This is a genomic window from Paeniclostridium hominis, assembly GCF_014306135.1.
GTDB classification, from domain to species: Bacteria; Bacillota; Clostridia; order Peptostreptococcales; family Peptostreptococcaceae; genus Paraclostridium; species Paraclostridium hominis.
Map to the genome: position 1 here is coordinate 1563477 of NZ_JACRWD010000001.1, position 23005 is coordinate 1586481.

The window sequence follows — 23005 nt, forward strand, 5'->3', positions numbered from 1 at the left end:
TTTTTTATACTCTCCTCATATCCCTTGAAATTACAGTAACTTAAGCTATAGTAGTGAAACTTTTAACATTTTTTTAATTTTGTATAAACTTTGAAATAAATAAAGTAAAATTTATATATATAAAAAATTTTTTAAGTAAGAATAATTCATTATATACGTTTTCCTATTTTTAATCTGAAATTTTTTTATTATGTTAAGTTTATTGAAAATTTTTGAATTTGTATATAAATTCCAATAGTGCTATATTAAAGGAGAAGACGCAAGTAATCGTTTTCACAAAGTAAGACACTACTATTTAATCAAATCTAGGAGGAGAATTACTATGGAAAACTTAAAAAACAAAAAATTTGCTACAAGAGCGATACATGGAGGACATCATAAAGACCCTGTATCTGGAGCATTAACTACACCAATATGCCAAACATCAACATTCGTATTTGATAGTGCGGAACAAGGTGGAAGAAGATTTGCACTTCAAGAAGGTGGGTACATATATTCAAGATTAGGAAATCCAACTAATACTCAATTAGAAGAAAAAGTAGCTTTACTAGAAGGCGCAGAGGCTTGTATGTCTACTGCATCAGGAATAGGAGCTATATCTTCAGCATTATGGACAGCCTTAAAAGCTGGAGACCATGTAGTTGCGTCTAAAACTTTATATGGATGCACATTTGCATTATTAAATCATGGATTAACAAGATATGGAGTTGAAGTAACTTTTGTAGATGCTTCTAATTTAGAAGAAGTTAAAGCTGCTATGAAAGAAAACACTAGAGTTGTTTATTTAGAAACTCCAGCAAATCCAGACTTAAAATTAATAGATATAGAAGCTGTTGCTAAAATAGCTCATGAAAAGAAAGATTGTATAGTTATGGTAGATAATACTTTCTGTACACCTTACATACAAAGACCTCTAGAATGGGGAGCTGATGTTGTACTTCACTCAGCAACTAAGTACTTAAACGGACATGGAGACGTTATAGCAGGTTTTGTTGTTGGTAAACAAGACTTTATAAACCAAGTAAGATTATTTGGTGTTAAAGATATGACAGGTGCTGTACTTAGCCCATTTGATGCTTACTTAATATTAAGAGGTATGAAAACTTTACAAATTAGAATGGATAGACATAGTAAAAATGCACTAGAAGTTGCTAAGTTCCTAGAAGGACATAAAAATGTAGTAAAAGTTAATTATCCTGGACTTGAAAGCTTCCCTCAACGTGAATTAGCTAAAAAACAAATGGATTTACCAGGTGGTATGATAGCATTTGAAGTTAAAGGTGGCTTAGAGGCAGGTAAAAAATTACTTAACTCTTTAGAATTATGTGCTCTTGCAGTTAGCTTAGGTGATTGCGAGACATTAATACAACACCCTGCTTCAATGACTCACTCTCCTTATACAGCAGAAGAAAGAGCTGAAGCTGGAATTTCAGATGGATTAATAAGAATTTCTGTAGGTCTTGAAGACCCTGAAGATATAATAGATGATTTAAAACAAGCCTTAGATTTACTTTAGGCTTTAAAATTGAACCTAGTTTAATTAAGCTAGGTTCAATTTTTTTAAAGTCTTAATTGTCACAATTTTAATACAAAGGAGAATTCTTATGAGAAAAGAAGAAAAAGTCAAACCGAGTTTTAAAGCTTTAATTCCATTTTTAATTTTTATAGCAGTTTATTTAGGAAGTGGTATAATTCTTCAAGCTCAAGGCGTAGAAATGGCCTTTTATCAATTCCCAGCTCCCGTAGCTGTCAGTTGTGGTGTTCTAGCCGCTTTTTTCTTAATTAAAGGTTCTATTGATGAAAAATTTGATATTTTTGTTAAAGGTTGTGGTAACTCAAACATTATAATAATGTGTGTAATATATTTATTAGCTGGTGCCTTTGCCAGTGTTTGCCAACAAATGGGTGGTGTTGATTCAACAGTAAACTTAGGTTTAACATACATACCTTCACAATTTATCGTAATTGGTATATTTTTAATTTCTAGTTTCATATCTACTGCTACAGGTACTTCAGTAGGATGTATTGCAGCAATTGGTCCAATTGCAGTTGCAGTAGCTGAAAAAACTGGTGCTTCTCTTCCTCTTGTAATGGCTTGTGTTTTAGGTGGAGCAATGCTTGGAGATAACCTTTCTATAATTTCAGATACTACAATAGCTTCTACAAGAACACAAGGTTGTGATATGAAAGATAAGTTTAGAATAAACTTTTATTTAAGTTTGGTTCCAGCCATTATTACAATTGTTTTACTATTTGTATTTGGTAAACCAGAAGTTCCTGCTACAATGCAAGCTTATGATTTTAACTTAGTTAAAGTTTTACCTTATTTATTTGTATTGGTATTAGCAGTTGCTGGAATGAATGTATTTTTAGTTTTAACTGGGGGAATATTTTTAGCTGGAGCAATAGGAATGTATTATGGAGATTTAACAATATTAACTTTTGTAAAAAGTATTTATACAGGTTTTACAAATATGACAGATATCTTCTTATTATCTCTTTTAACAGGTGGTCTTGCCGAAATGGTAACTCATGCTGGTGGTATAGAGGCACTTCTTGTAGCTGTTCAAAAGTTTATTAAAGATAAAAAATCAGCAGAAATCGGTATAGGTGTTTTAGTTGCCTTAACAGACATAGCTGTTGCAAATAATACAGTTGCCATTATAATAAATGGTCCTGTTGCTAAAAAACTTTGTTATAGATACAAAGTTGACCCTAGACGAAGCGCTGCTATTTTAAGTACTGTTTCTTCTATTTTACAAGGATTTTTACCTTATGGTGCTCAAATGTTAATTTTAACTAGTTTCACAAATGGAAAAGTATCTCCTATGCAAGTTATGCCTTTAGTTTGGTTCTGTCAGTTACTATTAATTTCAACACTACTTTCAACATTCATACCATTTGCAAACAAATTAATCGTAAGAGATCCTTGGGATTTTGATAAAGAAATGCCTGTAAGTAAGATTAAAGATTTTCCTAGTGAAACATCTGAAAATGAAGTCGAGGATTTTTCTAGTGAAATACCTGAAAGTGAAATTGATGAATTTCCTGGTGAAAGTATTTAAAATTAATAAATATTATATATAAATATAATAAAAAAATCCTATATATTAAACATGAAAAATTATGTTTATATATAGGATTTTTTTATATTAATTAAGTATTTCTTTTAACTTATCTATACGAAGTGGTTTATAATACACATAGCCTTGAACAATATTACATTTTAGATTTTTTAAAATATTAATTTGGTTCATATTTTCAATTCCTTCACATACAACTTCAAAGTTATATTCTTTTGCAAGATTAATTATTAACTCTAAAAGTTTTCTAGATTTTTCACTTGTTTCTATATCTAGTGATAAATATCTATCAATTTTTACCGTATCTACTTCTAGATTTTTTAAATTTTCTAAAGTTGAATGACCTTTACCAAAATCATCAATTGCTATTTTCATACCTAATTTTCTTATATCTTCAACTTGTTTATTTATCATTTTAGAATCATTAACATCTGCAGTTTCTGTAATTTCAAATTCTAAAAGTTCAGGTTCAATATCGTATTTTTCAATCATATTTGATATATATTTAATTAAATTTACTTGATATAATTCTCTTCTTGAAAGATTTATAGCAACTGGCACAATTTTTTCATTATTGTCCTTGCATTGTCTTAACTCTTTGCAAACTTCTTTTATAACCCATCTTCCTATTAAATTGATGTCTCCATTTTCCTCTGCTATAGGTATAAATATTTCTGGTGAAATATATCCTAAAGTATTATGATTCCATCTTATTAAAGCTTCCACAGCTTCTATTTCTTCTGTATGAATATTAACCTTAGGTTGATATAAAATTTCTATTTCTTTATTTTTAAATGCATTTTTTAAATCTTTTTTTACAATTAGTTCTTGATGGATTTTTAATTCTAATTCATCATTATATACATAATATAGACATTCTCTATGTTTTTTGGCTTCCATTCTTGCAGCATTTGAATTATCTATAATTTTACCTATTTCCATTTCTTTGTCTATTATTTTAAATACTCCAACATTTAGTTCTAAATCTATTTTATTTTTCTTATCAAAATAAAGTGAAATCTTATCTTTCAAATACTTTATTTTACTATCTAAATCATTTACATCTTTTACTTTAAATAATATTGAAAATATATCTTCACCTATTCTTCCACTAATATTTTCAAATTCTATAGTTCTTATATTTTCAGCAATTCCTACTAAAATTTTATCTCCTATTTTATAGTCAAATAGTTCATTTATACTTTTGAAATTTTTTATATCAAAAACTATATTCACATACTTATCTTCACTTTTACTATTTTTTAAAATTTTACAACAGTCTGTTTTAAAATTTTCTAAATTTCTAAGATTTGTTAATCCATCTTTGCCTTTCAGTTCTTTTAACTGTCTGGCTTTTTTAAAATCTCTTAATGTTGATGAAATTATATATGAAATTAGTATTACTACAATAGATATTCTAGCTAAACTAATTGTATTATATGCACCTTTAAATGCTTGTTTTACAGATGCTACTGTAACAACATACCAATCACTTTCTTTTATTTTATTAAATGATATTACATATTTTACATTTCCTTTTTTAAATACTTGAAAGTTTTGTTCATTATATTTAGATATGCCCTTTTTTATATAACTTGCATAAAGTGTTTCTTCTCCTTTTGAAGTTATTAAAAGTCTACCATTTTTACTGACTATATCTACAGTTATATTATCTGGAAAGACATTTTCAACTAAACTTTTTTGTAAAATTTCTTCACTTTGAACTCCAACTATAACACCTTTAACTTCATTATTTATTATTATTGGTTTTGAATATACTATAGATGGTTCATTGTTAAACCTATCTTCTACTAAATCACTTACTGTACTTTTTCCTAAAAGAGCATCCTTAAAGTATTTTCTATCTCCTACATATACTTTTTGATCAGTACCAAAATCAATATATCCATTTTTGTTTACTATACCTATGTATTTAAATAACTTACCATCACTTATAAAATTTATCTTTCTTAATAATTCATTTTCATCATATTTGGCTTTATGTTCATAAATTTCATTTTTTATATATCTATCTATGTAACATAACTTATCCATATTATTATTTATATCTAGTGATATTTTTTTTGAAATTTGAGTATTTACTTCAATTGTAGTATCCTTTAGTTCTTTTGAAAGATTTGATTCTATTAATTGAATGAAAAAAATACTTATCAAAGATATATAAACTATGCCTTTTAATCTATTTAAAATTATATTTTTTTGAATCTTTCTCATTTTACAACTCACCTCCTCTTTCTAAAAATTTATTTATTATTTATCTAAAATATTTAAGCACTAAAAATACACTTTCTTTAATAATATATTCCCTTAGTTTGACATTATAATCCAAATCCTTTTACTATTATATTCGTTTTTTGTAGAAAATTGTTGATAGTTTTAATTAAATTTAAAATTTTTTAAGGTTATTAATTTACTTAACATAGATTTTACAAATAAAAAAATATATATTATAGAATTATTATTAATTTTATATTAATCTTAAATTAAAGGACAAAAATTTAAGTTTAAGCATAATAATATATAAATACTGCTGTAATTTTTAATATGTGAATTATTCTAAAATCCTGCCTGTAATGATTCTAAAAATTCAAATTAAAATTAAAAATTTAACAAACTAAAATTAAAAAGGGGGTAAATGTTTGATAAGTTTAATGATAATGTGTGCGTTAGTTTTACTAATATGCATAACTTCAAGCAAAATTTTATATAAATTTGGGGTTCCTATTCTTTTGATTTTTATAATCTTAGGAATGCTATTTGGCTCTGACGGTATTGTTGGAATATATTTTGACAACTACGAATTAACAAGACAATTATGCTCCATTGGATTAGTATTTATAATGTTTTATGGAGGATTTGGTACTAGCTGGGAAATGGCAAAACCAGTTGCCATACCTTCTATACTTTTATCAACTCTTGGAGTTGTTATAACTGCTGGTTTAACAGGTATATTTTGCTTTAAAGTATTTGATACCTCTTTATTAGAGGGGTTACTGATAGGATCAATAGTTGCATCTACAGATGCTGCATCAGTATTTGCAATATTACGTTCTCAAAAGCTAAATTTAAAAGGATCCATTGCTTCAATATTAGAAGTTGAAAGTGGAAGTAATGACCCTTTAGCATATATGCTAACTGTAATCATACTAGGGCTAATTGGAAATAAAGGATATGGAACTATAATACCTATGTTATTAAATCAAGTTATAGTAGCAGTTATAGTAGCAGTTTTATTATCTAAACTTACAATTTATTTATTAAGACATATCCATTTTGAAATAGATGGATTTTACCCAATATTTATTATGGGAATTGCAGTTTTATCTTATGCTTTAAGTGAACATGTTGGGGGAAATGGATATTTAGCTGTATATATTAGTGGTCTTATGGTAGGTAATAGCAAAATACCACATAAAAAAAGTATATTTCAATTCTTTGATGGAATATCATGGATTATGCAAATAATGCTATTTTTCATACTAGGATTGTTAGCATTCCCATCTAAATTGCCTTCAGTTATTATAAAAGGTGTTTCTATATCTGTGTTTATGATATTTGTAGCAAGACCAATTGCAACTTTTAGTATATTAAGTTGGTTTAAAATTCCTTTAAAACAACAAATATTTGTATCTTGGGTAGGACTTAGGGGAGCTGCTTCAATAGTTTTTGCAATCTATGCAGTAACTTATGGAGTTGTAATAGAAAGTGATATTTTCCATGTAGTATTCTTTGTTGCACTTTTTTCTGTTGCATTACAAGGTACACTTTTACCTTTTGTCGCCAAGAAACTTGATTTAATTGATGATGAATCTCCAGTATTAAAAACATTTAATGATTATAGAGAAGAAATAGGTACAAAATTAATGGAAATAACTATTGATCATAGTAGTGCTATTGCAAACAAAGCTATAATGGATTCTAATATACCTGAGGATATTCTTATTGTAATGATAAAACGAAAAGGAGAAGTACTAATTCCAAATGGATCGACTAGTATCCTGCCTCAAGATACATTAGTTATAGCAGGAAATAATTTTGATGGATTGAGTAATTTATTAAGTAATAGTAGTTCAAGTTTGAGTATGTAAATAAATTTATTTTTAAAAATTATAGTATTAATTATAATTTCAAAAAAATTTTAATTTATAGGTATTAAATAATAAAATCTGTATATAATATCATATGTAAATCCAATTACTTTTTCATATTTTTCTACTTAATTTTTCTATTATACTTCTACTAAAATATTACTTATATATTAAAAAAGGCAGGCATCGGAACCTGTCTTTTTTAGTTTAAATACTCATCAAATAATACATTTATGCTCTCTTTTTTCCTTTTTCTCTAGATTTACTTTCCCATTTAATCCATTCAAAAGAATCTAATTCTACAAATAATAATACAAACGCAGGACCATAATATGTATTTATACCTGTTTTTGCATATACTCTTAAAAAACTTATTTAAAAGCATTATCTTTATTTAATCTAGTCTATCAATTAAAAATTTTAGGTATTGGTACATATCCAATCCAAAGGGAAAGTTAACTTGACGTAACTTAGGAAAAATATTACAATTTATGTAAAGTTAACTTTCCATTTTTAAATAGAAAGGATTTGTTAGTGAATGAAAAATAGACTTGAGGAAATTAGAAAGCAAAAAAAAGTAACTCAAGAAGAATTGGCAAACGCTTTAGAGGTAACTAGACAAACAATAGGTTCATTAGAGAATGGAAGATATAATCCATCTATTATTTTAGCTTTTAAAATTGCACGCTACTTTAATATGTCAATTGAAGAAATATTTATTTATGAGGAGGATTAATATGAAAAAAAGTACTCTGTATATAGGACTATGCTATTTAGCTGTAGGGATATGTGCTATATTATTTGGATTATTCGGACCAAGTATAGAAAATGATGAAATTATTGGAGCAATAGCAGGAGGAGGTATAGTTCCAGGACTTTTTATGATTTATAAGTATTTCTATTGGAGTAAACCAGAAAACAAACCAAAATATGAGGAAAAACTAAAAAAAGAACAAATAAATTTGAAAGATGAAAGAAAAATAATGTTAAGAGAAAAATCTGCTAGAATAACATATATAATATTATTTTTTTTATTAGCAATTTTAATTCCGATATTTACTATTATGAATGTAAATAAAATTGTAATAATTACATTAAGTATTATATGGGCATTTATATATATATGTGGAATTGTAGTATTTAGAATATTAGATAAGAGATTATAAATACTCCCTAAAAACTTATTTAGCTATTAATAATAAAAATGCCCTTAGAATCCATTTATTTGGATTTTAAGGGCATTAACTTTATTACAAATACATGAGTGTTTAAGTTTTTAATAGAAATTTATATTGATTATTTTCATTACCATTTAAAATAAAAGCTCCTTCTATTTTATCATTTGGCTCTGTTAGACAATTTCGTTATAAATAATAAGTGAAAAAGGCTAGAAACATTGAAAATATATTAATATTATAAACTAAAATATTAAGTTTATTTATTTCTTTTTGAATATTTCATCACTATAATACCATCTTCAACAGAATAATACTGAAGAGATAAATCTATCTTAGGATTATTTTCTAAGAATAACTTTCTTCCTTTACCTAAAATAGTAGGTATTATTCCTATAATATACTCATCTATAATATTAGCTTTAACAAAGTTGTCAACTAATCTACCTCCACCGAATAAGAATATATTTTTACCTTGATTTTTTAAATTATTTATAATCTCTACTATGTTACCACTTATAAAATGGTAGTTTTCGTAATTATCTATTTTTTTAGAAGTTGCTATATATACTTCTTTGTCTTTATAATCGTTATGAAAACCTTGGTCATAGCAATTTTTCCCCATAACTACAATATCAATATCACCTAAAAATTCTGAATAGTCCCATTTATTTTTTGTATTTAATGTATTATTTCCATCTCCAACTATCCAATCAAATCCTCCATTTTCATCTGCTATATATCCATCTAAACTTATTGCTAAATTTAGTATTATTTTTCCGTTCATATAATAAATTCTCCTTTTACTTATTACTTGTACTATTTATAAATTAAACTCGTTATTATAATATTGTCTATTAAATCTACTTGATAAATTGGAATTTATACTATTTAGCATTGAGTAATTTATCTGTATTGTCATATGATTTTTGTGTTATCTCCCAAATGCCGATATAAGGCTGTTCAATATAATATCCGTCTTTTGTTTTATACACATAAGCTACACTACTTCCATCTGTAGAATGGTAAAACTCTAATTTTATATAATAGTCTACATTTGTTGGTGTGTCATTAACAGATTCAGTATTTATTTTTTTAGAATTCAATTTAATGTTATCAATAATACTTTTAATTTCCTCATTACCAGTAATTGTAATTTGTACATTATTTCCTTCTGTAGATTCCGATAAAATTATGCTTTCTAAATCAGCTTCACTTGGCAAAGTAATTTGCATTTTGTCACAACCAACAAAACCTAAACTTAATAAAAAAATCGCAATTAAAATGCTAAAAATTTTACTTTTATTCATCACATCTTAAACACTTTCTCATGTTATCCCCCTCCGTTAAATATACAATAATTGTTAATTTAATTATAACAGAATTTAGAGCTTAACAATATGTCCACTAAAATAGATATTTTCATGGGTACTTTTGAAAATACTATGTCCTAAAAACTTATTTAAATATATCTAATAAAAATGCCCTTAGAATCTATTTAAATAGATTTTAAGGGCATAAACTTTATTACAAACACATAATCCTTATGTGTTTAAGTTTTGAATAAAAATTTATATTGATTATTTTCATTACCATTTAAAATAAAAGCTCCTTCTATTTTATCATTTAAATCCTCTAAACTATGTATATCTTCAATCTTTATATATTCATTAATAGTAGAATTAGAATCTATTTCACATGAAAGATTTGCTTTTTTCTCAATTTCACTAAAATATAACTTATCTAAAGAAATAGTAAATTTTTCATCTGACTTGTTAATTATCTTTAATAAAATCTGACCTTTATTATTTACAAAGTCTTTACTAATTGCATTTATTTGTAAATTATCCTCATCAACTAATACTATTTCTTCTGGAAATTTAGATATGTTTTGAGTTTTTTCAATTTCAGTTTTATTTATTTCATTATTATTTAATGCATTTTTTTCTTTAGAACAACCACATGCAAAAACCATTACAATAAAAAAACACATAATTAATTTAATTTTCATATTAATATTCCTTCACTTTTATTAAACTTTGCTATAATAATCTTTTAAATATTGAGTTATATTTTCTCTTATTTCTTTATGCTTATTTTCATCATAAAGTTTTTCACAGTCAAACCAATTAGACTCATCATATAACCATACTGGCTTTTTCTTTCGCTCTTCACTTTCCCACTCATAACGAGGAAAAACATGACCATGTAAAAATTTATCTGTATTCCCTAAAATGTCATAATTAACTCTAATTGGATTACAAACTTTAATAATTGCATCACCTAAAATACTCATATCAAGTAAAAAAGCTTCTCTTTCTTCTAAAGTTAAATCATTTAAAGAAAATACATTCTTTTTAGGTAATAAAACGCAATATCCAGGTAAAAATTGTGTATCTCCAAAAACTGCATATCCCCCATTTGTTTCAATCATTAACATTGGATTAGTACCATTTTTCGCTGATTCAATTCTATTTTTTCGCCAATCCTCCATATCCAAATCCCCCTTTAAAATTTAATTACTTTTATGTAATTATATATTAATTTTAACTATGCTATAAAGTAAATTTTAATAATTAGTTATATTTTAGTGCGTAAATTACATGCTTTACTCCAAATTTAAAAGGTAAATTTATACATTTGTTATAATATAAAAGACATAAAAGGAGGAAAGTATATGAAAAAAACAGGCTTATTTCCAGAAAGAAATGTAAAGCAAATTATTAAAGATTTTATTGATGCAATACTTCAATTGCTATAAAAAGCATGTATAGGAAGTTTAAAATATTGATTATGTTCTAGGAGGGATGCAATGAATTTTGGAGAAAAATTAAAATCATTAAGAATAAAGCATGAACTTTCACAAGAAAATTTAGCAGAAAAACTTAATGTATCAAGGCAAGCTATTACTAAATGGGAATCTCAAAATAGTATGCCTGATATTGAAAACTTAAAATCAATTGCTACAATATTTGATGTAACCACAGATTCATTGATTTATGATGAAGAAGAAATTGAAACAACTGAAGACAGTTTCTGTTGGCAAGTCGCATGTATATTTGGTGGAATTGGTTTAGTGGCAGGATTTTTATTTGAAGATATAGAACCAAGTTTAAGTGTATCTGGAATTGGATTAGCAATTATAGGATATCTAGTAGCTAAATGTTTTTTGATATTCAAAGCCAAATGTTAATAATATAAAGTTAAAACCATGAAATTAATTTTAAAATAAGGCTATGTTAAATAATTATGTGATAATAAATCTTAAAATTTAGTAATTTCAATACATCAATATTGAGAACCCACCTTAATATATGAGACAGTTGCTATTTATGAATCAATTATCACAAAGTTAGCTAACATAGCCTAAACTTAAAAAGGGATTTAACTTAAATTTTCAATTTGTATTTCGCTAAGTGCATTAGGTAATGGTGTATCTATTTTAGGATTTTCAAATATGTTTGGTAGAAGCATATTAAACTGATGGCTTTGTGACTGATTTTGTGTATTGTTCTGAGTTGTCTTTGTTTTAGTATCTTCAAGGTTTTGTGTTTTAGTTAAATCGAAATTCTTTATTATACATGTTGTTAAAATCAAAAACATAAATAGTATTTTAATAATACCTATCCTTTCTTTCATATCAATTTAACCTCCTTTCTAATATTCATTATAACTGAGTTTAATTAATTTAAGTATATGTTTTAAGATATACAACAATCTATATTTTAAATTCACATTCAATTTTTTAGTTGTGGGTGGATATGACTTGTGCGAATTTGTAAAAAAAGTAATATCTTCACCAATTTTACCATCAAAAAAATATTATATCATTACTTTAAGAGGGTATAGCATTTCACTATACCCCCTTTTCCCTTAACATTAAATACTTTTTTAATTTTAACCATATCTATTAAAATTCAAATAAGTCTATTTATACTTTAAAATCCTTAGCAATATATTATTAATATAAATAAAAAGGTGGTGATCTTTTGTATCTGCTTTTTAAATCCCTTCTTTTTTAAATTTTAAAAAAGAAGGGTGGTCAAAATATGAAAATAAATAAATTAGCAATTCCATTAATGTTAAACAATATTACTTCTATGGTTATTACATTATGCGACCAAGCTATGATTGGGAGAACTTATATGGAAGGTTTTGCATCTGTCGGTATAATAGGTAACAATATATATGAAATAACAGGAGTACTAGGAGCTATTTCCATAGGCTTAAATATAGTAGGTTCTAGGGCAAAAGGTAAAAATGATATTGAAAATTTAAACAATAGCTTATGCTCTAATTTATTAAATAGCTTAATAATTGGAGTTATTTTTACGACTTTATCATTAATATTTGGTAAATCTGTATTACAAAATATATTTAATTTAAAAGACAATACATTAATAGACTCTGTAAAATATTTAAATATTTTTAGTTTATCCTTAGGAATAAATTTGATTATATTTAACTTATCATCTTATTTTAAAATAATAGGAGAAACAAAATTTATACTTTATGGAGGCATAATTTCTTGTACTTCAAATGTTTTACTTGATTATATACTTATATTTGGAAAATTAGGATTTCCAGCATTAGGTATAAAAGGCAATGCTATAGGATCAGTTCTATCACTAATTTTATGTGTATTATATTACTTAATAGTAATTAAAAAATTCAAATTAATTAAAAAAACTAAAATAAAATTATTTAAAAATACCAAAGAAATATTTTCAATATCTATTCCTATAATGTTACAAGAATTTATAGAATCAGCACTATTAGTATTTGTAATGACCTATATTTTAGCTCAAATAGGTTTACTAGAAGTAGCTGTTTATAACTTACTTTTTAATATTATAAATATAGCCTTAATGCCTATGTATGCTTATGGGCAAGTATCATTAACTTTGGTAAGCGAAGAATTTGGTGCTAATAATATAAGTAAAATACAAACTATTATTAACTCTTGTATTAAAAGACCTATATATATTTATATAATTTTTTGCTCAATCATAATAATTTTTAAAAATTCTATCCCTAAAATTTTAACCAATGATTATGAAGTTATATCAATGTCTTCAAAATATATGTTTATTTTAGTAGTTGCTAATTTTATGAATATCCTAAAGACAATTTTAACTTATAGCCTTCAAGCACTTAATAAAGAAAAATTAGTATTTGTATATTCATCTGTCATATCAATTTTAAGCATGGTATTAATATATTTATTAGTAAAATTAACTAATTTAAAACTTAATAGTATATATTTAGGGAATATGATTTGTTATACAATTTTAAGCCTATTTTTATATAAGGAATTTATTAAGTTTAAAGCTATAAACTTTAAATATCATAAGTAATAAAAAAAGTGATAAGTTTTAACTTATCACTTTTTTAGCTATTTTAAAAATATTTACTTTTGTGATTCTTTATTTTTTTTATCTCTAGTTTGTAAATACGTTATTAAATACATTAATACAAATGCTATTACCATAGCTAATATAGATATAGTCTTTCCAGGTTCTTCATTTATTAAAAACTTGGTAAACTCTAATCTATTTAATATACCTAAAGTACAAGCTACTAAAATAATAGGTAAAAATGAATAAAATAACTTTTCTTTTAAACCATATATTATTCCCACAACTCCCAATATTGAAATTATGGTAATACCAACAACTCCTGTTAATTTAATTTCAAGCATAGTAGGTAAAAATTGTTTCATTGATATAATTAAACATATATATATACAAAACAAAGCAACTATAGTAAATGTAAATTTTTTTGACTTATTTGAGTAAACTGTATTACCAACAAAATTTATGATAAATTCTACAAATAAAAATGTAATCACTAACCCTATAAAAAATTTACCTAAATCTAAACCTTCACTAGGATTTATTAGTTTTGGTAATACTGTAACTAAAGTATATAATCCCATAGTACTCAAAATTAATTTAATCATATCTTTAAAAGACATCTTATTTGTATTTTTTAATATTTCATCACTAATTTCCTTTGGATTTTTTCCAAAATAATCACTAGCTTTAACTTCTTGATTTTGAGCTTCTATAATATCTGTTAAAATTTCAAGTAAAGATTCTTCCACCTGTCTTTCATCTTTAAAAAAACTTTTTGCTCTAATATAAACTAATATGTCATCATAAAATTCTTTATTTTCTTCATTTAATTGTTCTCTGTATGTATTATTAAGTTCTATAAGTTCTTTTGCGTTTCCCATATTATCCTCCCCATTTATTTAATGCTTAAAATATTGTTAACGCTATTTGATAATACTTCCCATTCTTTCTCAAATATTTCTAGTTGTAATTTACCTTTATCAGTAAGGCTATAGTACTTTCTCATAGGACCTTCATCTGAACTTCTCATCTCACCTACTATTAATCCTTGCTTTTGAAGTTTCAATAATAAGGGATATATGGTTCCATCTGATACTGTTGAAATCCCATATTCTTTTAATTTCAAATTCATTTCATATCCATAGACTTCTTTTTGACCTATAATTTTTAAGATACATCCTTCGAGTATACCTTTTAACATTTGAGAAGAAATTGTATTTTTCAAAATAATCACTCCCCTTCTTGTATAGCTATATTGCTTTACAATATAGCTATATATTATCATTTAAGTTACTATATTGTAAAGCAATATAGTTAAAATACATTTAGCTTAATTAATTTATCTATCCACCACTTTTTATCTAAACTTATATATCCATTAGGAGTTACTATTATATATTCATCATTTACATCTAATACATCAGGTACTCCTGTATATACTATATCTATATAAAGATTAAATATCTTAGCTTTTTTATTCAATTTACATTCTAATTCTTCAATATAATTACAAAATTTATCACCCCCTATAATTTCATAGAAAGAAATAGCTGCGTTGCCTCCAGCTTGCATATTCCACCACTCAATGAAAAATGGATATGATTTTTTACAACATTCTCTAAGTTCTATATATTCAAGTTCTAAAAAATCATTTACATCATATATTTGAGTAATAAGTGTACACATTTTATTTGGGTTGATATTATTACTTTTTTTATCTATTACACTATTAAACCATAGTTTCCATTGTGATTTTAATTTATCATTATTCAAATTTTTACAATCTGAATTTAATATACTAGTAGGCCAAGGTCTATTTGATTCATTGAAATATTTGTCATCAATTAAGTTATACATACATCCTGTAAATATAATAAAATTTAGTAATTCGTCTGTAGATGTTCTAATAGCCCAAGATTTGTTGGTATCATTATTTATCATCTTTTGAATCTCCTTATATTTTCTAGTTCATAATTTAATTACTTATAGTTTATTTTACTATGTATAACAACTGTAAACTTTCTTATAGTATAAACCTTATTGAATAATTTAAACAGCTGCATTAATATCTTAATGAAACTGTTTAGTAAAAATTGTGTCTCTTCAAAACTTCATCTCATAATAAAAAAGAGAGGATAATTAGTCCTATTATACTAACTATCCTCTCTTTTTTATTATGTATTTAATTATATTTATAATAGTACATATAATTTTTTATCTTCTTTATTAAGTCTATTAGAAATAGCATTCATTATCTTTGGATATTCTAACTTAAATTCATTTATATTATTTAAAATTTTATTTTTAGTATTAAATTTAATTTTAAACTCATTAAATGTCTTGGCTATATGACCCATCTCTGCAATAAAATCTTTTGCAATTTTTCTAACCTCTGTATGTTGAGAGTTTAAAAGTAATGAGTATAAATATTTATCTTCTGATTGCAAGTGAATGTTAATCTTTCCAGCTAATAAATTTATATTTAATGCAATTTTATCAGCATTAGATTCTATATTATATCCTAAAGATTTCATTTCAGCTAATAATTTATAAAGTTCATTATGTTGTCTTGCTAAATTTGGATTAATCATTTATTTCTCCCTTTATTTTTTGTAATTAATTTATAGTTATAGCCGAAACAGGACAATCATCTTTAGCATCTTGAGCTGATTCTAATAAATTTTCAGATATATCTTCTTTTACAGGAACAGATTTACCTTCATCATCCATACTAAATACTTCTGGGCAAGTCATTTCACATGCTCCACATCCTATACAAGTGTCTCTATCTACAAAAGCTTTCATTTTATTTTGTCTCCTTTTTTTAATTTTTTATATATTTTATTTACAATAATTTATTTTAAGAAAGTATTTGTTATATTATAAATATTTATATACTAAGATTTTTGGGAGGTAGTTTACTATATATTTATATGTTTCATAGTATCTACCTCCAATTTGATGATATTTACGTGGTATACATAGAATACAATTTCTACCATTAAATTTCCGTAACATTAGTTACACATAAATATTTTTTTATTTAAACCCTTATATTTTACTTTAAATCCTAATTAAATCTTATCTTAAAATTAAAAAAGCTACTCTCAAATATGAGAATAGCTATATACCTTTATATTCTAATATCGTTGAAATAGAAACAAAACTTTAATATAATATTGTTAATACGCCAACGGCTGGGAGGACAAGTCATGAACAAAGAAGAACAGGTCATAATGGGTTTTAGGGACTTATTTAACAAGATGGTTTGGCTTAATAAGTTTAAGATGGAAGATAGTCTTAAAAGTTATAAGTCTTCTGAAGTACATTGCATCGAATACATTGGAAGAAATGTGGATTCCAACGTAACAAAACTTGCAGAGTCCTTTTATATGACTAGGGGTGCCATGAGTAAAATAACTAAGAAGCTCCTAAAAAAAGGCATTATCGAAAGCTACCAAAAACCAGATAACAAAAAAGAAATCTATTTTAGACTTACTGAGCAAGGTAAAGAAGTTTATAAAATCCATGAAAAACTGCACAAAGAGTTTCAAGAGCGTGATAAAGTCGTATTTGAACAAATAACTGAGGAACAATTTGACAGTATGCTTAGTTTCATAGAAAAGTATAGTAAGCATTTGGATTCAGAAATAAAGAAAGCTGGTATAGATATTAAGTCAAAATAAATTTAAATAATGAAAATAAAATACAAACAGCCCAACTCTATTGAGAACGGGCTGTATTTTTTTATCACCATTTTGTTGACAAGGAAACAAAATGATGATACGATAAATTTGTTTCCAAGGAACCAAAATAATAACTTTTGAAAGGAGTATTTAAATGTTTAAATTTAAATCAAAGGATAAACAAAATATAGAACAAACTATAGATAAACACGCTTTAATATTTGGTCTTATCTCTGTGTTTCTTTGCGGAATAGGCTTTAGTATCATAATGCCTGTCGTTCCATTTTTAGTTCAGCCTTATACAAGTACTCCTGGACAACAAGCTATATTTGTTACTCTTCTTACCTCTGTTTATGCGGTCTGCGTATTTTTTGCAGCTCCCGTACTTGGAGCTTTAAGTGACAAGTATGGTCGTCGTCCATTGCTCTTAGTATGCCTTTTAGGGTCTGCAATTGGGTACTTAGTTTTTGGTATAGGAGGAGCACTATGGGTACTATTTGCTGGGCGCATAATAGAAGGTATAACAGGAGGTAGCATAAGCACTATCTTTGCATATTTTGCAGACATCATTCCTCCAAAACAAAGAACCAAATACTTTGGATGGGTCAGTGCAGTTGTAGGTCTAGGAACGGTTATTGGACCAACTCTAGGGGGATTTCTTGCCAAGTTTGGTTATTCTGTACCTATGTATTTTGGAGCAATAATAACTTTACTAAATGTTGTTTATGGAGCATTTTGTATGCCTGAAAGTCTTGATATTAATAATAGACTTAAAGAGATTACCTTTGTAAGAATGAATCCATTTACACAACTTGCAAATATACTTTCTATGAAAAACTTAAAAATGCTACTTATTTCAGCATTCTTACTTTGGATACCCAACGGATCTTTACAGGCAGTTTTTTCACAATTTACAATGGATACTTTCAATTGGAAGCCTGCAATAATCGGACTTATGTTTTCAATTATGGGCTTTCAAGATATCATTTCACAAGGTTTCATAATGCCAAAGCTTTTGAAAATACTTAGTGATAAACAGATAGCAATTCTTGGAATGGTTTCGGAGATTATAGGCTACAGTCTTATTGCAGCATCGTCTTTATTTTCATTCTACCCTATTTTTATCGCTGGAATGTTTATATTTGGTTTTGGTGATTCAATCTTTGGGCCTTCATTTAATGGTATGCTATCTAAGTCTGTTGATTCTAGTGAACAAGGAAGGATTCAAGGAGGTAGCCAATCTATTCAGGCCTTAGCAAGAATGATTGGTCCTATCATTGGAGGTCAAATCTATGTATCACTTGGCCATGCCGCACCCGCTTTTATGGGTATGATACTTATAGTAGCGGCAATACCAGTTTTATACAAGAAGACTAATGTAAATATGTAAACTACCCGTAAAATTTAAAGCCATTAGAATTCATTTATTTGAATTATAATGGCTTTTTTACTAGATATCTTTAAATATGTTTTTTGAGAATAGTATTTTATATTTTTTATCTGTAATTTTTATAAAGAACAGGAACTTCTACTAATCCTAACAACCCTAAAATGATAATCCTAAAAAATTTAGAGATATTTGCTAGTCTCAATATAAACTTTGGATTATCAGAAGAATTAAAAACTTTTAAAAGTTTCCATATATATTTGTTTGTACTAATATGTGTTTTTAAAAAATTTGACATATACAAATCCTCCTAAGTTTAACCTTTAAAATCTTGGTAAATTAATTTACTTATAGAATATCATAAATTGTAACTTTTAATTTTAAAATGGACTGAAATCTATAAATTTGGCACTGAAATATAACACTCTCTAAAATTTAGATTCATGATATAGTTAAAAATAAAAGAGTATATCTATTTAAATTACTTAGTTTTATTAGATACACTCTTTTTATAATCATTATATTTTTTTAATTTATGTTCTTAATATAAACCTATACCTTATTATATAAAATTATATATAATTACATAACTTCATTTCCTACACACTGATTTTCCTTATTAAGCTGACTTTTAAAAATATTTCTAAAAATAAATCTTACAAGTGGTTGTATGAAAAATAACTGTGTAAAAAATGCAAATGGGAAATTAATCACTATATTTTGCATCCACTGCGTAATAATTTCTGTAGTCATACCATTAAAAAGAAAAGCTGCAACAAGTGACATCATTGGGCACATTAAAACCACCGTTGAACATATCATTGCTGTAGTTATTATATATGGCTTATCTTCTCTTGGATTTACAATACTAAAAGCTATCTTTTGTGAAAGTGGACCAGCTATAAACATTTCAAGTAAAATTGCAAATACAAATTCAATTGGAATCACTTTTACAGAAGCTATAAATACTTGATTAGACATTCCTCCCATTTCAATTGCAATATTGTAAAATACAAATAAAGGTACCGTTATTGCTACGGTTAAAACAGCAAAAAAACATTGTTGAAATTTTGTTGTTGGCATAAAACATCTTCCTTTCTTTCTAATAAAATAATTATTTTAATTTTTTAAACAACAAAAAAAGACACATATGCGCTTTTGTACCGTAATCAGATTTACGTGCAAAGCACCACATGTGTCGTTATTCCTAGCTTGTTATTTAATTTATTATTAAATTAATTATACTAAATTTTTTATAAAAAATCAAATTTGTTCTAAGCTCTTCTTCTGATATATCCAAAAGGAAATATTTCTATTATGTAGAATATATTATAAATTATTGTTTTTTGATTTTAATCATCAGATTTTTAATAGTAATACTGATTTTACTTAAATTAATGATAAGATTATAATTTTCTAAGTTAAAAAGGAGATTTAAAATGAAATTAAAAAAAGTGCATATATTGGGATTAATAATTGTAGGTGGGTTAATATTTACGAGTTTAGATACCTTCGATAATTCTCAAAATAAACTTACTAACCTAGATATTAATGAAAATAAATTTGAAATAAAAATTAATGAAAAAGGTCAAACTTATGGCAGTAATTTAGCTAATACAGAGTACGGTAATGAACCAGACTTAATATTAGTTGAAGCAGATAATGGTAAAAGTGGATATGTCTATAAAGATGATTTTTACGACACAGCCAATCAACCTAAAAATCCAGAAGAAGCAGTAGCTTATACTAAAATGGTAGAAAAAAAAGTAAAAAAACATGGCTATTATAAATCTATTCCTGTTTATGAAAAAGATGGAACAACAGTAATAGGTTCTTTTAAAATATGTTAAAAAAGTTATAGTACATACTTTAAATGTAATTAAATTGCAAACTAAGAGAGCAATAACATTAAAAGTTATTGCTCTCTTTTTGTGTTAGATAATACTCTTTAATTACATCTTTAAATTGACTACCACACCTTTCAACCTCTCCCATTACTTTATCAATTCCTTCTTTTGTATTAAACCAATTATGTTTATTTATGCCTTGAGTTTCTGTGGGATATACTATAAATTTTGTATTTGGATAAACACTTTCATAACACATGAGACATCTTCTTGCATGAAAAGCCTTACAACATATTATTGCTGTATTTACATCAATATCTAACTCATCAGTAATTTTTTTTGAAAAAATAGCATTTTCAAAAGTATATGTAGCTTTATCTTCTCTTAATATATATTGTTGTTTTACTCCATTTTTAATCAACACATCATTTAAAAATTCCCACTCTGTATCATAAATTTTATTATATACATTAGACTTTGAACGAGGCCCTGGAAAATATCCTCTATTAACACCAAACTTCCCTGATGGTAGTATAAATGATGCATATCCATCATTCCAAAGCATAGCTGCTGTTTCTGCAATTTCTGCATATGACCCACCTGGAATAAAAATAATATCTGATTTTTTTAGTTCATCACTTATAAATATAAATTTAGTAATATCGTCAATATATTTCATTTATCCCCCTCCGATATTTTTTATTCCTATAGTTTATCAATTTATTTAAATTATAACCTTGAAAGACTTATTTAGTTACATTAATCAATTATAAAAAATAGCCCTTAAAATCTATTTTTTAAGTTTTAAGAGCTTTATGTTTATTTAAAATTTATTTCTTATCTTTTTTATTGATAGCAACTATACTGCATAAAATAGCAGCTCCTATAGCAATCCAAATAGCAATATTCATTTAAAATCCTCTACCCTTCAAATTTCTATTTATATATTAAATACACAAATTAATTCATAATTGATACCTATTTATAATTTAATTATTTTTTCTCCCAATATATAATCAGTGCTTACTATATCCTATTAAATTAGGATTTTCACAAGTATCTAAATGAAATTTAATCCATAAATTAAATTCTTCATCTGTAAATTCATTTACACTCGCTCTAAGCATATCTTCTATACCATCAGTTCCTATATGTATAATTTTTTTAATTTCATTTTCATCCATCATCTTTTCAATAATTAACCTACTATCCTCATCATAACCTTCATAATAATTTTTAATTTTTTCCTCTAAACTCTTCATACTCCCCCCCTGATAATTATTTATACTATCAAACATATACTTTCTTTAAATTGTAGTTGAATGTTTAGAATTTTTCATCCTAAACTAAAGTCTAATCCCCAAAAACACATTTTTACATATAGTTAATTTATTTTAAATATAAATTACTTTAAACACATTATTTTATTTACTACAATTATTTCCAAGTCTATACTTAAATTAAAACCTTTATTTAAATATTGGGAGGTGGTAAATGAGTAGATTAAAATTAATTTTACCCAAAAAAGAACACAAAAAAATTATTCTAGATTATAAAAAAGAGTTTCTTGAAAACAAAGATAGTATGGATGGTTCAGCTGGATTAAGCACTGCCAAAACTTTTGAAAATTGGTATAAATCAGTTCAAGATAATTTAAAAGAAGAAACTGTAGGAGATGGATTTGTTCCACCAACTACATACCTTGCTTTTAACAATGAAAATAAATTAGTTGGCATGATTGATATTAGACATAGATTAAATGATTATTTATTAAATTTTGGTGGTCATATAGGATATAGTGTTAGGAAATCTGAAAGACAAAAAGGCTACGCAACCGAAATGCTAAATTTAGCCTTAAAAGAATGTGTAAATTTAGGAATTAAAAAAGTTTTAATTACCTGCGACAAAAACAATATTGCCTCAGCAAAAACTATAATAAATAATGGTGGTAAACTGGAAAATGAAATTGCCAAAGAAGATAGAATAACGCAAAGATACTATATTACTTTGTGCTAACATCATAAAATAAATATTTATCATATTTTTTACATACATAACACTTTCTTTAATTTATGTTATAATATGTCTATATGGCAAGTAAATCACAATAACACACTCATTAATTAATTTATTTGCTATTATTATTAAGGGCAATTGGATTTTTTTAATCTAATTGCCCTTAAATTATATAAAAAAACATATTCAGTGTTAATTATATTTAATTTTAAAAATACAAAATAATTTATATTTTTAAGTTTATTTAATATGATAATATATTTACATATTGATTATTTCAAAAGGGAGTTGGATTATGAAAAAAACAATTTTTGTCCAAAAAGATAGAAATAGTATTTATGATAA

26 protein-coding genes are annotated in these 23005 nt (G+C 25.6%); 11 read left to right on the forward strand and 15 right to left on the reverse strand.

What is annotated here, in order from left to right:
* Window positions 1–322 precede the first annotated feature (322 nt).
* A complete protein-coding gene (gene megL / locus H8891_RS07540; RefSeq protein WP_147543643.1) occupies window positions 323–1516 on the forward strand; it encodes a methionine gamma-lyase in 1194 nt (397 codons plus the stop codon).
* An 88-nt stretch (window positions 1517–1604) separates the two neighbouring features.
* A complete protein-coding gene (locus tag H8891_RS07545) occupies window positions 1605–3065 on the forward strand; it encodes a Na+/H+ antiporter NhaC family protein (protein WP_187005868.1) in 1461 nt (486 codons plus the stop codon).
* 87 nt (window positions 3066–3152) lie between these two features.
* Here H8891_RS07545 and H8891_RS07550 read toward each other — a convergent pair whose 3' ends face one another.
* Window positions 3153–5318, reverse strand: coding sequence for a bifunctional diguanylate cyclase/phosphodiesterase (locus tag H8891_RS07550; RefSeq protein WP_187005869.1), 2166 nt, complete (start codon window positions 5316–5318; stop codon window positions 3153–3155).
* Between the two features lie 425 nt (window positions 5319–5743).
* Here H8891_RS07550 and H8891_RS07555 point away from each other — a divergent pair, with 425 nt between their 5' ends.
* The 3 genes from H8891_RS07555 to H8891_RS07565 all read left to right on the forward strand — a co-directional run bounded on the left by H8891_RS07555 (window position 5744) and on the right by H8891_RS07565 (window position 8358).
* Window positions 5744–7192, forward strand: a complete 1449-nt coding sequence (locus H8891_RS07555; RefSeq protein WP_187005870.1) for a potassium/proton antiporter — start codon at window positions 5744–5746, stop codon at window positions 7190–7192.
* A 538-nt stretch (window positions 7193–7730) separates the two neighbouring features.
* A complete protein-coding gene (locus H8891_RS07560) occupies window positions 7731–7928 on the forward strand; it encodes a helix-turn-helix transcriptional regulator (RefSeq protein ID WP_187005871.1) in 198 nt (65 codons plus the stop codon).
* 1 nt (window position 7929) lies between these two features.
* Entirely contained in the window at window positions 7930–8358 is a 429-nt protein-coding gene (locus H8891_RS07565; protein ID WP_187005872.1) for a DUF6442 family protein, read from the forward strand.
* A gap of 268 nt (window positions 8359–8626) precedes the next feature.
* Here H8891_RS07565 and H8891_RS07570 read toward each other — a convergent pair whose 3' ends face one another.
* The 4 genes from H8891_RS07570 to H8891_RS07585 all read right to left on the reverse strand — a co-directional run bounded on the left by H8891_RS07570 (window position 8627) and on the right by H8891_RS07585 (window position 10861).
* The gene (locus tag H8891_RS07570) at window positions 8627–9154 is read right to left on the reverse strand and encodes a dihydrofolate reductase family protein (protein ID WP_187005873.1); all 528 of its coding nucleotides are present in this window, start codon (window positions 9152–9154) and stop codon (window positions 8627–8629) included.
* 100 nt (window positions 9155–9254) lie between these two features.
* A complete protein-coding gene (locus tag H8891_RS07575; protein WP_187005874.1) occupies window positions 9255–9677 on the reverse strand; it encodes a DUF5301 domain-containing protein in 423 nt (140 codons plus the stop codon).
* Window positions 9678–9919: 242 nt separating this feature from the next.
* The gene (locus H8891_RS07580) at window positions 9920–10360 is read right to left on the reverse strand and encodes a hypothetical protein (protein ID WP_187005875.1); all 441 of its coding nucleotides are present in this window, start codon (window positions 10358–10360) and stop codon (window positions 9920–9922) included.
* Window positions 10361–10399: 39 nt separating this feature from the next.
* Window positions 10400–10861 (reverse strand): HIT family protein, encoded by a 462-nt coding sequence (locus tag H8891_RS07585; RefSeq protein WP_187005876.1) that lies wholly within the window; start codon window positions 10859–10861, stop codon window positions 10400–10402.
* A 318-nt stretch (window positions 10862–11179) separates the two neighbouring features.
* On the opposite strand from H8891_RS07585, the gene H8891_RS07590 reads away from it, so the two are divergent.
* Entirely contained in the window at window positions 11180–11560 is a 381-nt protein-coding gene (locus H8891_RS07590; RefSeq protein WP_187005877.1) for a helix-turn-helix domain-containing protein, read from the forward strand.
* 191 nt (window positions 11561–11751) lie between these two features.
* Here the strand turns inward: H8891_RS07590 and H8891_RS07595 are convergent, their stop codons facing one another.
* On the reverse strand, window positions 11752–12006 hold the full coding sequence (locus tag H8891_RS07595) for a hypothetical protein (RefSeq protein WP_187005878.1): 255 nt from the start codon (window positions 12004–12006) through the stop codon (window positions 11752–11754).
* 410 nt (window positions 12007–12416) lie between these two features.
* Here H8891_RS07595 and H8891_RS07600 point away from each other — a divergent pair, with 410 nt between their 5' ends.
* Window positions 12417–13724: an MATE family efflux transporter gene (locus tag H8891_RS07600; RefSeq protein WP_187005879.1), complete on the forward strand. Its 1308-nt coding sequence runs from the start codon at window positions 12417–12419 to the stop codon at window positions 13722–13724.
* Between the two features lie 53 nt (window positions 13725–13777).
* On the opposite strand, the gene H8891_RS07605 is transcribed toward H8891_RS07600, so the two are convergent.
* The 5 genes from H8891_RS07605 to H8891_RS07625 all read right to left on the reverse strand — a co-directional run bounded on the left by H8891_RS07605 (window position 13778) and on the right by H8891_RS07625 (window position 16529).
* On the reverse strand, window positions 13778–14605 hold the full coding sequence (locus H8891_RS07605) for a DUF1129 domain-containing protein (RefSeq protein WP_187005880.1): 828 nt from the start codon (window positions 14603–14605) through the stop codon (window positions 13778–13780).
* Window positions 14606–14619: 14 nt separating this feature from the next.
* Window positions 14620–14949: a PadR family transcriptional regulator gene (locus H8891_RS07610; protein ID WP_243207780.1), complete on the reverse strand. Its 330-nt coding sequence runs from the start codon at window positions 14947–14949 to the stop codon at window positions 14620–14622.
* Between the two features lie 89 nt (window positions 14950–15038).
* On the reverse strand, window positions 15039–15665 hold the full coding sequence (locus H8891_RS07615) for a hypothetical protein (protein WP_187005881.1): 627 nt from the start codon (window positions 15663–15665) through the stop codon (window positions 15039–15041).
* A 251-nt stretch (window positions 15666–15916) separates the two neighbouring features.
* Window positions 15917–16315 (reverse strand): hemerythrin domain-containing protein, encoded by a 399-nt coding sequence (locus H8891_RS07620; protein WP_147543600.1) that lies wholly within the window; start codon window positions 16313–16315, stop codon window positions 15917–15919.
* Between the two features lie 25 nt (window positions 16316–16340).
* The gene (locus H8891_RS07625; protein WP_187005882.1) at window positions 16341–16529 is read right to left on the reverse strand and encodes a ferredoxin; all 189 of its coding nucleotides are present in this window, start codon (window positions 16527–16529) and stop codon (window positions 16341–16343) included.
* Window positions 16530–16936: 407 nt separating this feature from the next.
* On the opposite strand from H8891_RS07625, the gene H8891_RS07630 reads away from it, so the two are divergent.
* Both H8891_RS07630 and H8891_RS07635 read left to right on the forward strand, forming a co-directional pair.
* On the forward strand, window positions 16937–17410 hold the full coding sequence (locus H8891_RS07630) for a MarR family transcriptional regulator (RefSeq protein WP_187005883.1): 474 nt from the start codon (window positions 16937–16939) through the stop codon (window positions 17408–17410).
* A gap of 154 nt (window positions 17411–17564) precedes the next feature.
* A complete protein-coding gene (locus tag H8891_RS07635; protein ID WP_187005884.1) occupies window positions 17565–18800 on the forward strand; it encodes an MFS transporter in 1236 nt (411 codons plus the stop codon).
* A gap of 106 nt (window positions 18801–18906) precedes the next feature.
* Here the strand turns inward: H8891_RS07635 and H8891_RS07640 are convergent, their stop codons facing one another.
* Together H8891_RS07640 and H8891_RS07645 are read right to left on the reverse strand one after the other, a co-directional pair.
* Window positions 18907–19095, reverse strand: a complete 189-nt coding sequence (locus H8891_RS07640; protein WP_187005885.1) for a hypothetical protein — start codon at window positions 19093–19095, stop codon at window positions 18907–18909.
* A gap of 284 nt (window positions 19096–19379) precedes the next feature.
* Complete coding sequence (locus H8891_RS07645) at window positions 19380–19880, reverse strand: DUF2798 domain-containing protein (protein WP_187005886.1); 501 nt, start codon at window positions 19878–19880, stop codon at window positions 19380–19382.
* 356 nt (window positions 19881–20236) lie between these two features.
* On the opposite strand from H8891_RS07645, the gene H8891_RS07650 reads away from it, so the two are divergent.
* Window positions 20237–20647 carry a hypothetical protein gene (locus tag H8891_RS07650; RefSeq protein WP_187005887.1) on the forward strand — a complete coding sequence of 137 codons (411 nt, stop codon included), beginning with the start codon at window positions 20237–20239 and terminating at the stop codon, window positions 20645–20647.
* 58 nt (window positions 20648–20705) lie between these two features.
* On the opposite strand, the gene H8891_RS07655 is transcribed toward H8891_RS07650, so the two are convergent.
* Window positions 20706–21323 (reverse strand): YdcF family protein, encoded by a 618-nt coding sequence (locus tag H8891_RS07655; protein WP_187005888.1) that lies wholly within the window; start codon window positions 21321–21323, stop codon window positions 20706–20708.
* A 337-nt stretch (window positions 21324–21660) separates the two neighbouring features.
* Window positions 21661–21906, reverse strand: a complete 246-nt coding sequence (locus H8891_RS07660; protein WP_187005889.1) for a hypothetical protein — start codon at window positions 21904–21906, stop codon at window positions 21661–21663.
* 232 nt (window positions 21907–22138) lie between these two features.
* Between H8891_RS07660 and H8891_RS07665 the strand changes: the two genes are divergently transcribed.
* A complete protein-coding gene (locus tag H8891_RS07665; protein ID WP_187005890.1) occupies window positions 22139–22660 on the forward strand; it encodes a GNAT family N-acetyltransferase in 522 nt (173 codons plus the stop codon).
* The last annotated feature ends 345 nt before the right edge of the window (window positions 22661–23005 follow it).

What these genes read in the sequence shown, in the direction of transcription:
- megL (WP_147543643.1), top strand. Translation starts at nt 323, where the DNA reads ATGGAAAACTTAAAAAACAAAAAATTTGCTACAAGAGCGATACATGGA.
- H8891_RS07545 (WP_187005868.1), top strand. Translation starts at nt 1,605, where the DNA reads ATGAGAAAAGAAGAAAAAGTCAAACCGAGTTTTAAAGCTTTAATTCCA.
- H8891_RS07550 (WP_187005869.1), bottom strand. Translation starts at nt 5,318, where the DNA reads ATGAGAAAGATTCAAAAAAATATAATTTTAAATAGATTAAAAGGCATA.
- H8891_RS07560 (WP_187005871.1), top strand. Translation starts at nt 7,731, where the DNA reads ATGAAAAATAGACTTGAGGAAATTAGAAAGCAAAAAAAAGTAACTCAA.
- H8891_RS07565 (WP_187005872.1), top strand. Translation starts at nt 7,930, where the DNA reads ATGAAAAAAAGTACTCTGTATATAGGACTATGCTATTTAGCTGTAGGG.
- H8891_RS07570 (WP_187005873.1), bottom strand. Translation starts at nt 9,154, where the DNA reads ATGAACGGAAAAATAATACTAAATTTAGCAATAAGTTTAGATGGATAT.
- H8891_RS07575 (WP_187005874.1), bottom strand. Translation starts at nt 9,677, where the DNA reads ATGAATAAAAGTAAAATTTTTAGCATTTTAATTGCGATTTTTTTATTA.
- H8891_RS07580 (WP_187005875.1), bottom strand. Translation starts at nt 10,360, where the DNA reads ATGTGTTTTTTTATTGTAATGGTTTTTGCATGTGGTTGTTCTAAAGAA.
- H8891_RS07585 (WP_187005876.1), bottom strand. Translation starts at nt 10,861, where the DNA reads ATGGAGGATTGGCGAAAAAATAGAATTGAATCAGCGAAAAATGGTACT.
- H8891_RS07590 (WP_187005877.1), top strand. Translation starts at nt 11,180, where the DNA reads ATGAATTTTGGAGAAAAATTAAAATCATTAAGAATAAAGCATGAACTT.
- H8891_RS07595 (WP_187005878.1), bottom strand. Translation starts at nt 12,006, where the DNA reads ATGAAAGAAAGGATAGGTATTATTAAAATACTATTTATGTTTTTGATT.
- H8891_RS07600 (WP_187005879.1), top strand. Translation starts at nt 12,417, where the DNA reads ATGAAAATAAATAAATTAGCAATTCCATTAATGTTAAACAATATTACT.
- H8891_RS07605 (WP_187005880.1), bottom strand. Translation starts at nt 14,605, where the DNA reads ATGGGAAACGCAAAAGAACTTATAGAACTTAATAATACATACAGAGAA.
- H8891_RS07615 (WP_187005881.1), bottom strand. Translation starts at nt 15,665, where the DNA reads ATGATAAATAATGATACCAACAAATCTTGGGCTATTAGAACATCTACA.
- H8891_RS07620 (WP_147543600.1), bottom strand. Translation starts at nt 16,315, where the DNA reads ATGATTAATCCAAATTTAGCAAGACAACATAATGAACTTTATAAATTA.
- H8891_RS07625 (WP_187005882.1), bottom strand. Translation starts at nt 16,529, where the DNA reads ATGAAAGCTTTTGTAGATAGAGACACTTGTATAGGATGTGGAGCATGT.
- H8891_RS07630 (WP_187005883.1), top strand. Translation starts at nt 16,937, where the DNA reads ATGAACAAAGAAGAACAGGTCATAATGGGTTTTAGGGACTTATTTAAC.
- H8891_RS07635 (WP_187005884.1), top strand. Translation starts at nt 17,565, where the DNA reads ATGTTTAAATTTAAATCAAAGGATAAACAAAATATAGAACAAACTATA.
- H8891_RS07640 (WP_187005885.1), bottom strand. Translation starts at nt 19,095, where the DNA reads ATGTCAAATTTTTTAAAAACACATATTAGTACAAACAAATATATATGG.
- H8891_RS07645 (WP_187005886.1), bottom strand. Translation starts at nt 19,880, where the DNA reads ATGCCAACAACAAAATTTCAACAATGTTTTTTTGCTGTTTTAACCGTA.
- H8891_RS07650 (WP_187005887.1), top strand. Translation starts at nt 20,237, where the DNA reads ATGAAATTAAAAAAAGTGCATATATTGGGATTAATAATTGTAGGTGGG.
- H8891_RS07655 (WP_187005888.1), bottom strand. Translation starts at nt 21,323, where the DNA reads ATGAAATATATTGACGATATTACTAAATTTATATTTATAAGTGATGAA.
- H8891_RS07660 (WP_187005889.1), bottom strand. Translation starts at nt 21,906, where the DNA reads ATGAAGAGTTTAGAGGAAAAAATTAAAAATTATTATGAAGGTTATGAT.
- H8891_RS07665 (WP_187005890.1), top strand. Translation starts at nt 22,139, where the DNA reads ATGAGTAGATTAAAATTAATTTTACCCAAAAAAGAACACAAAAAAATT.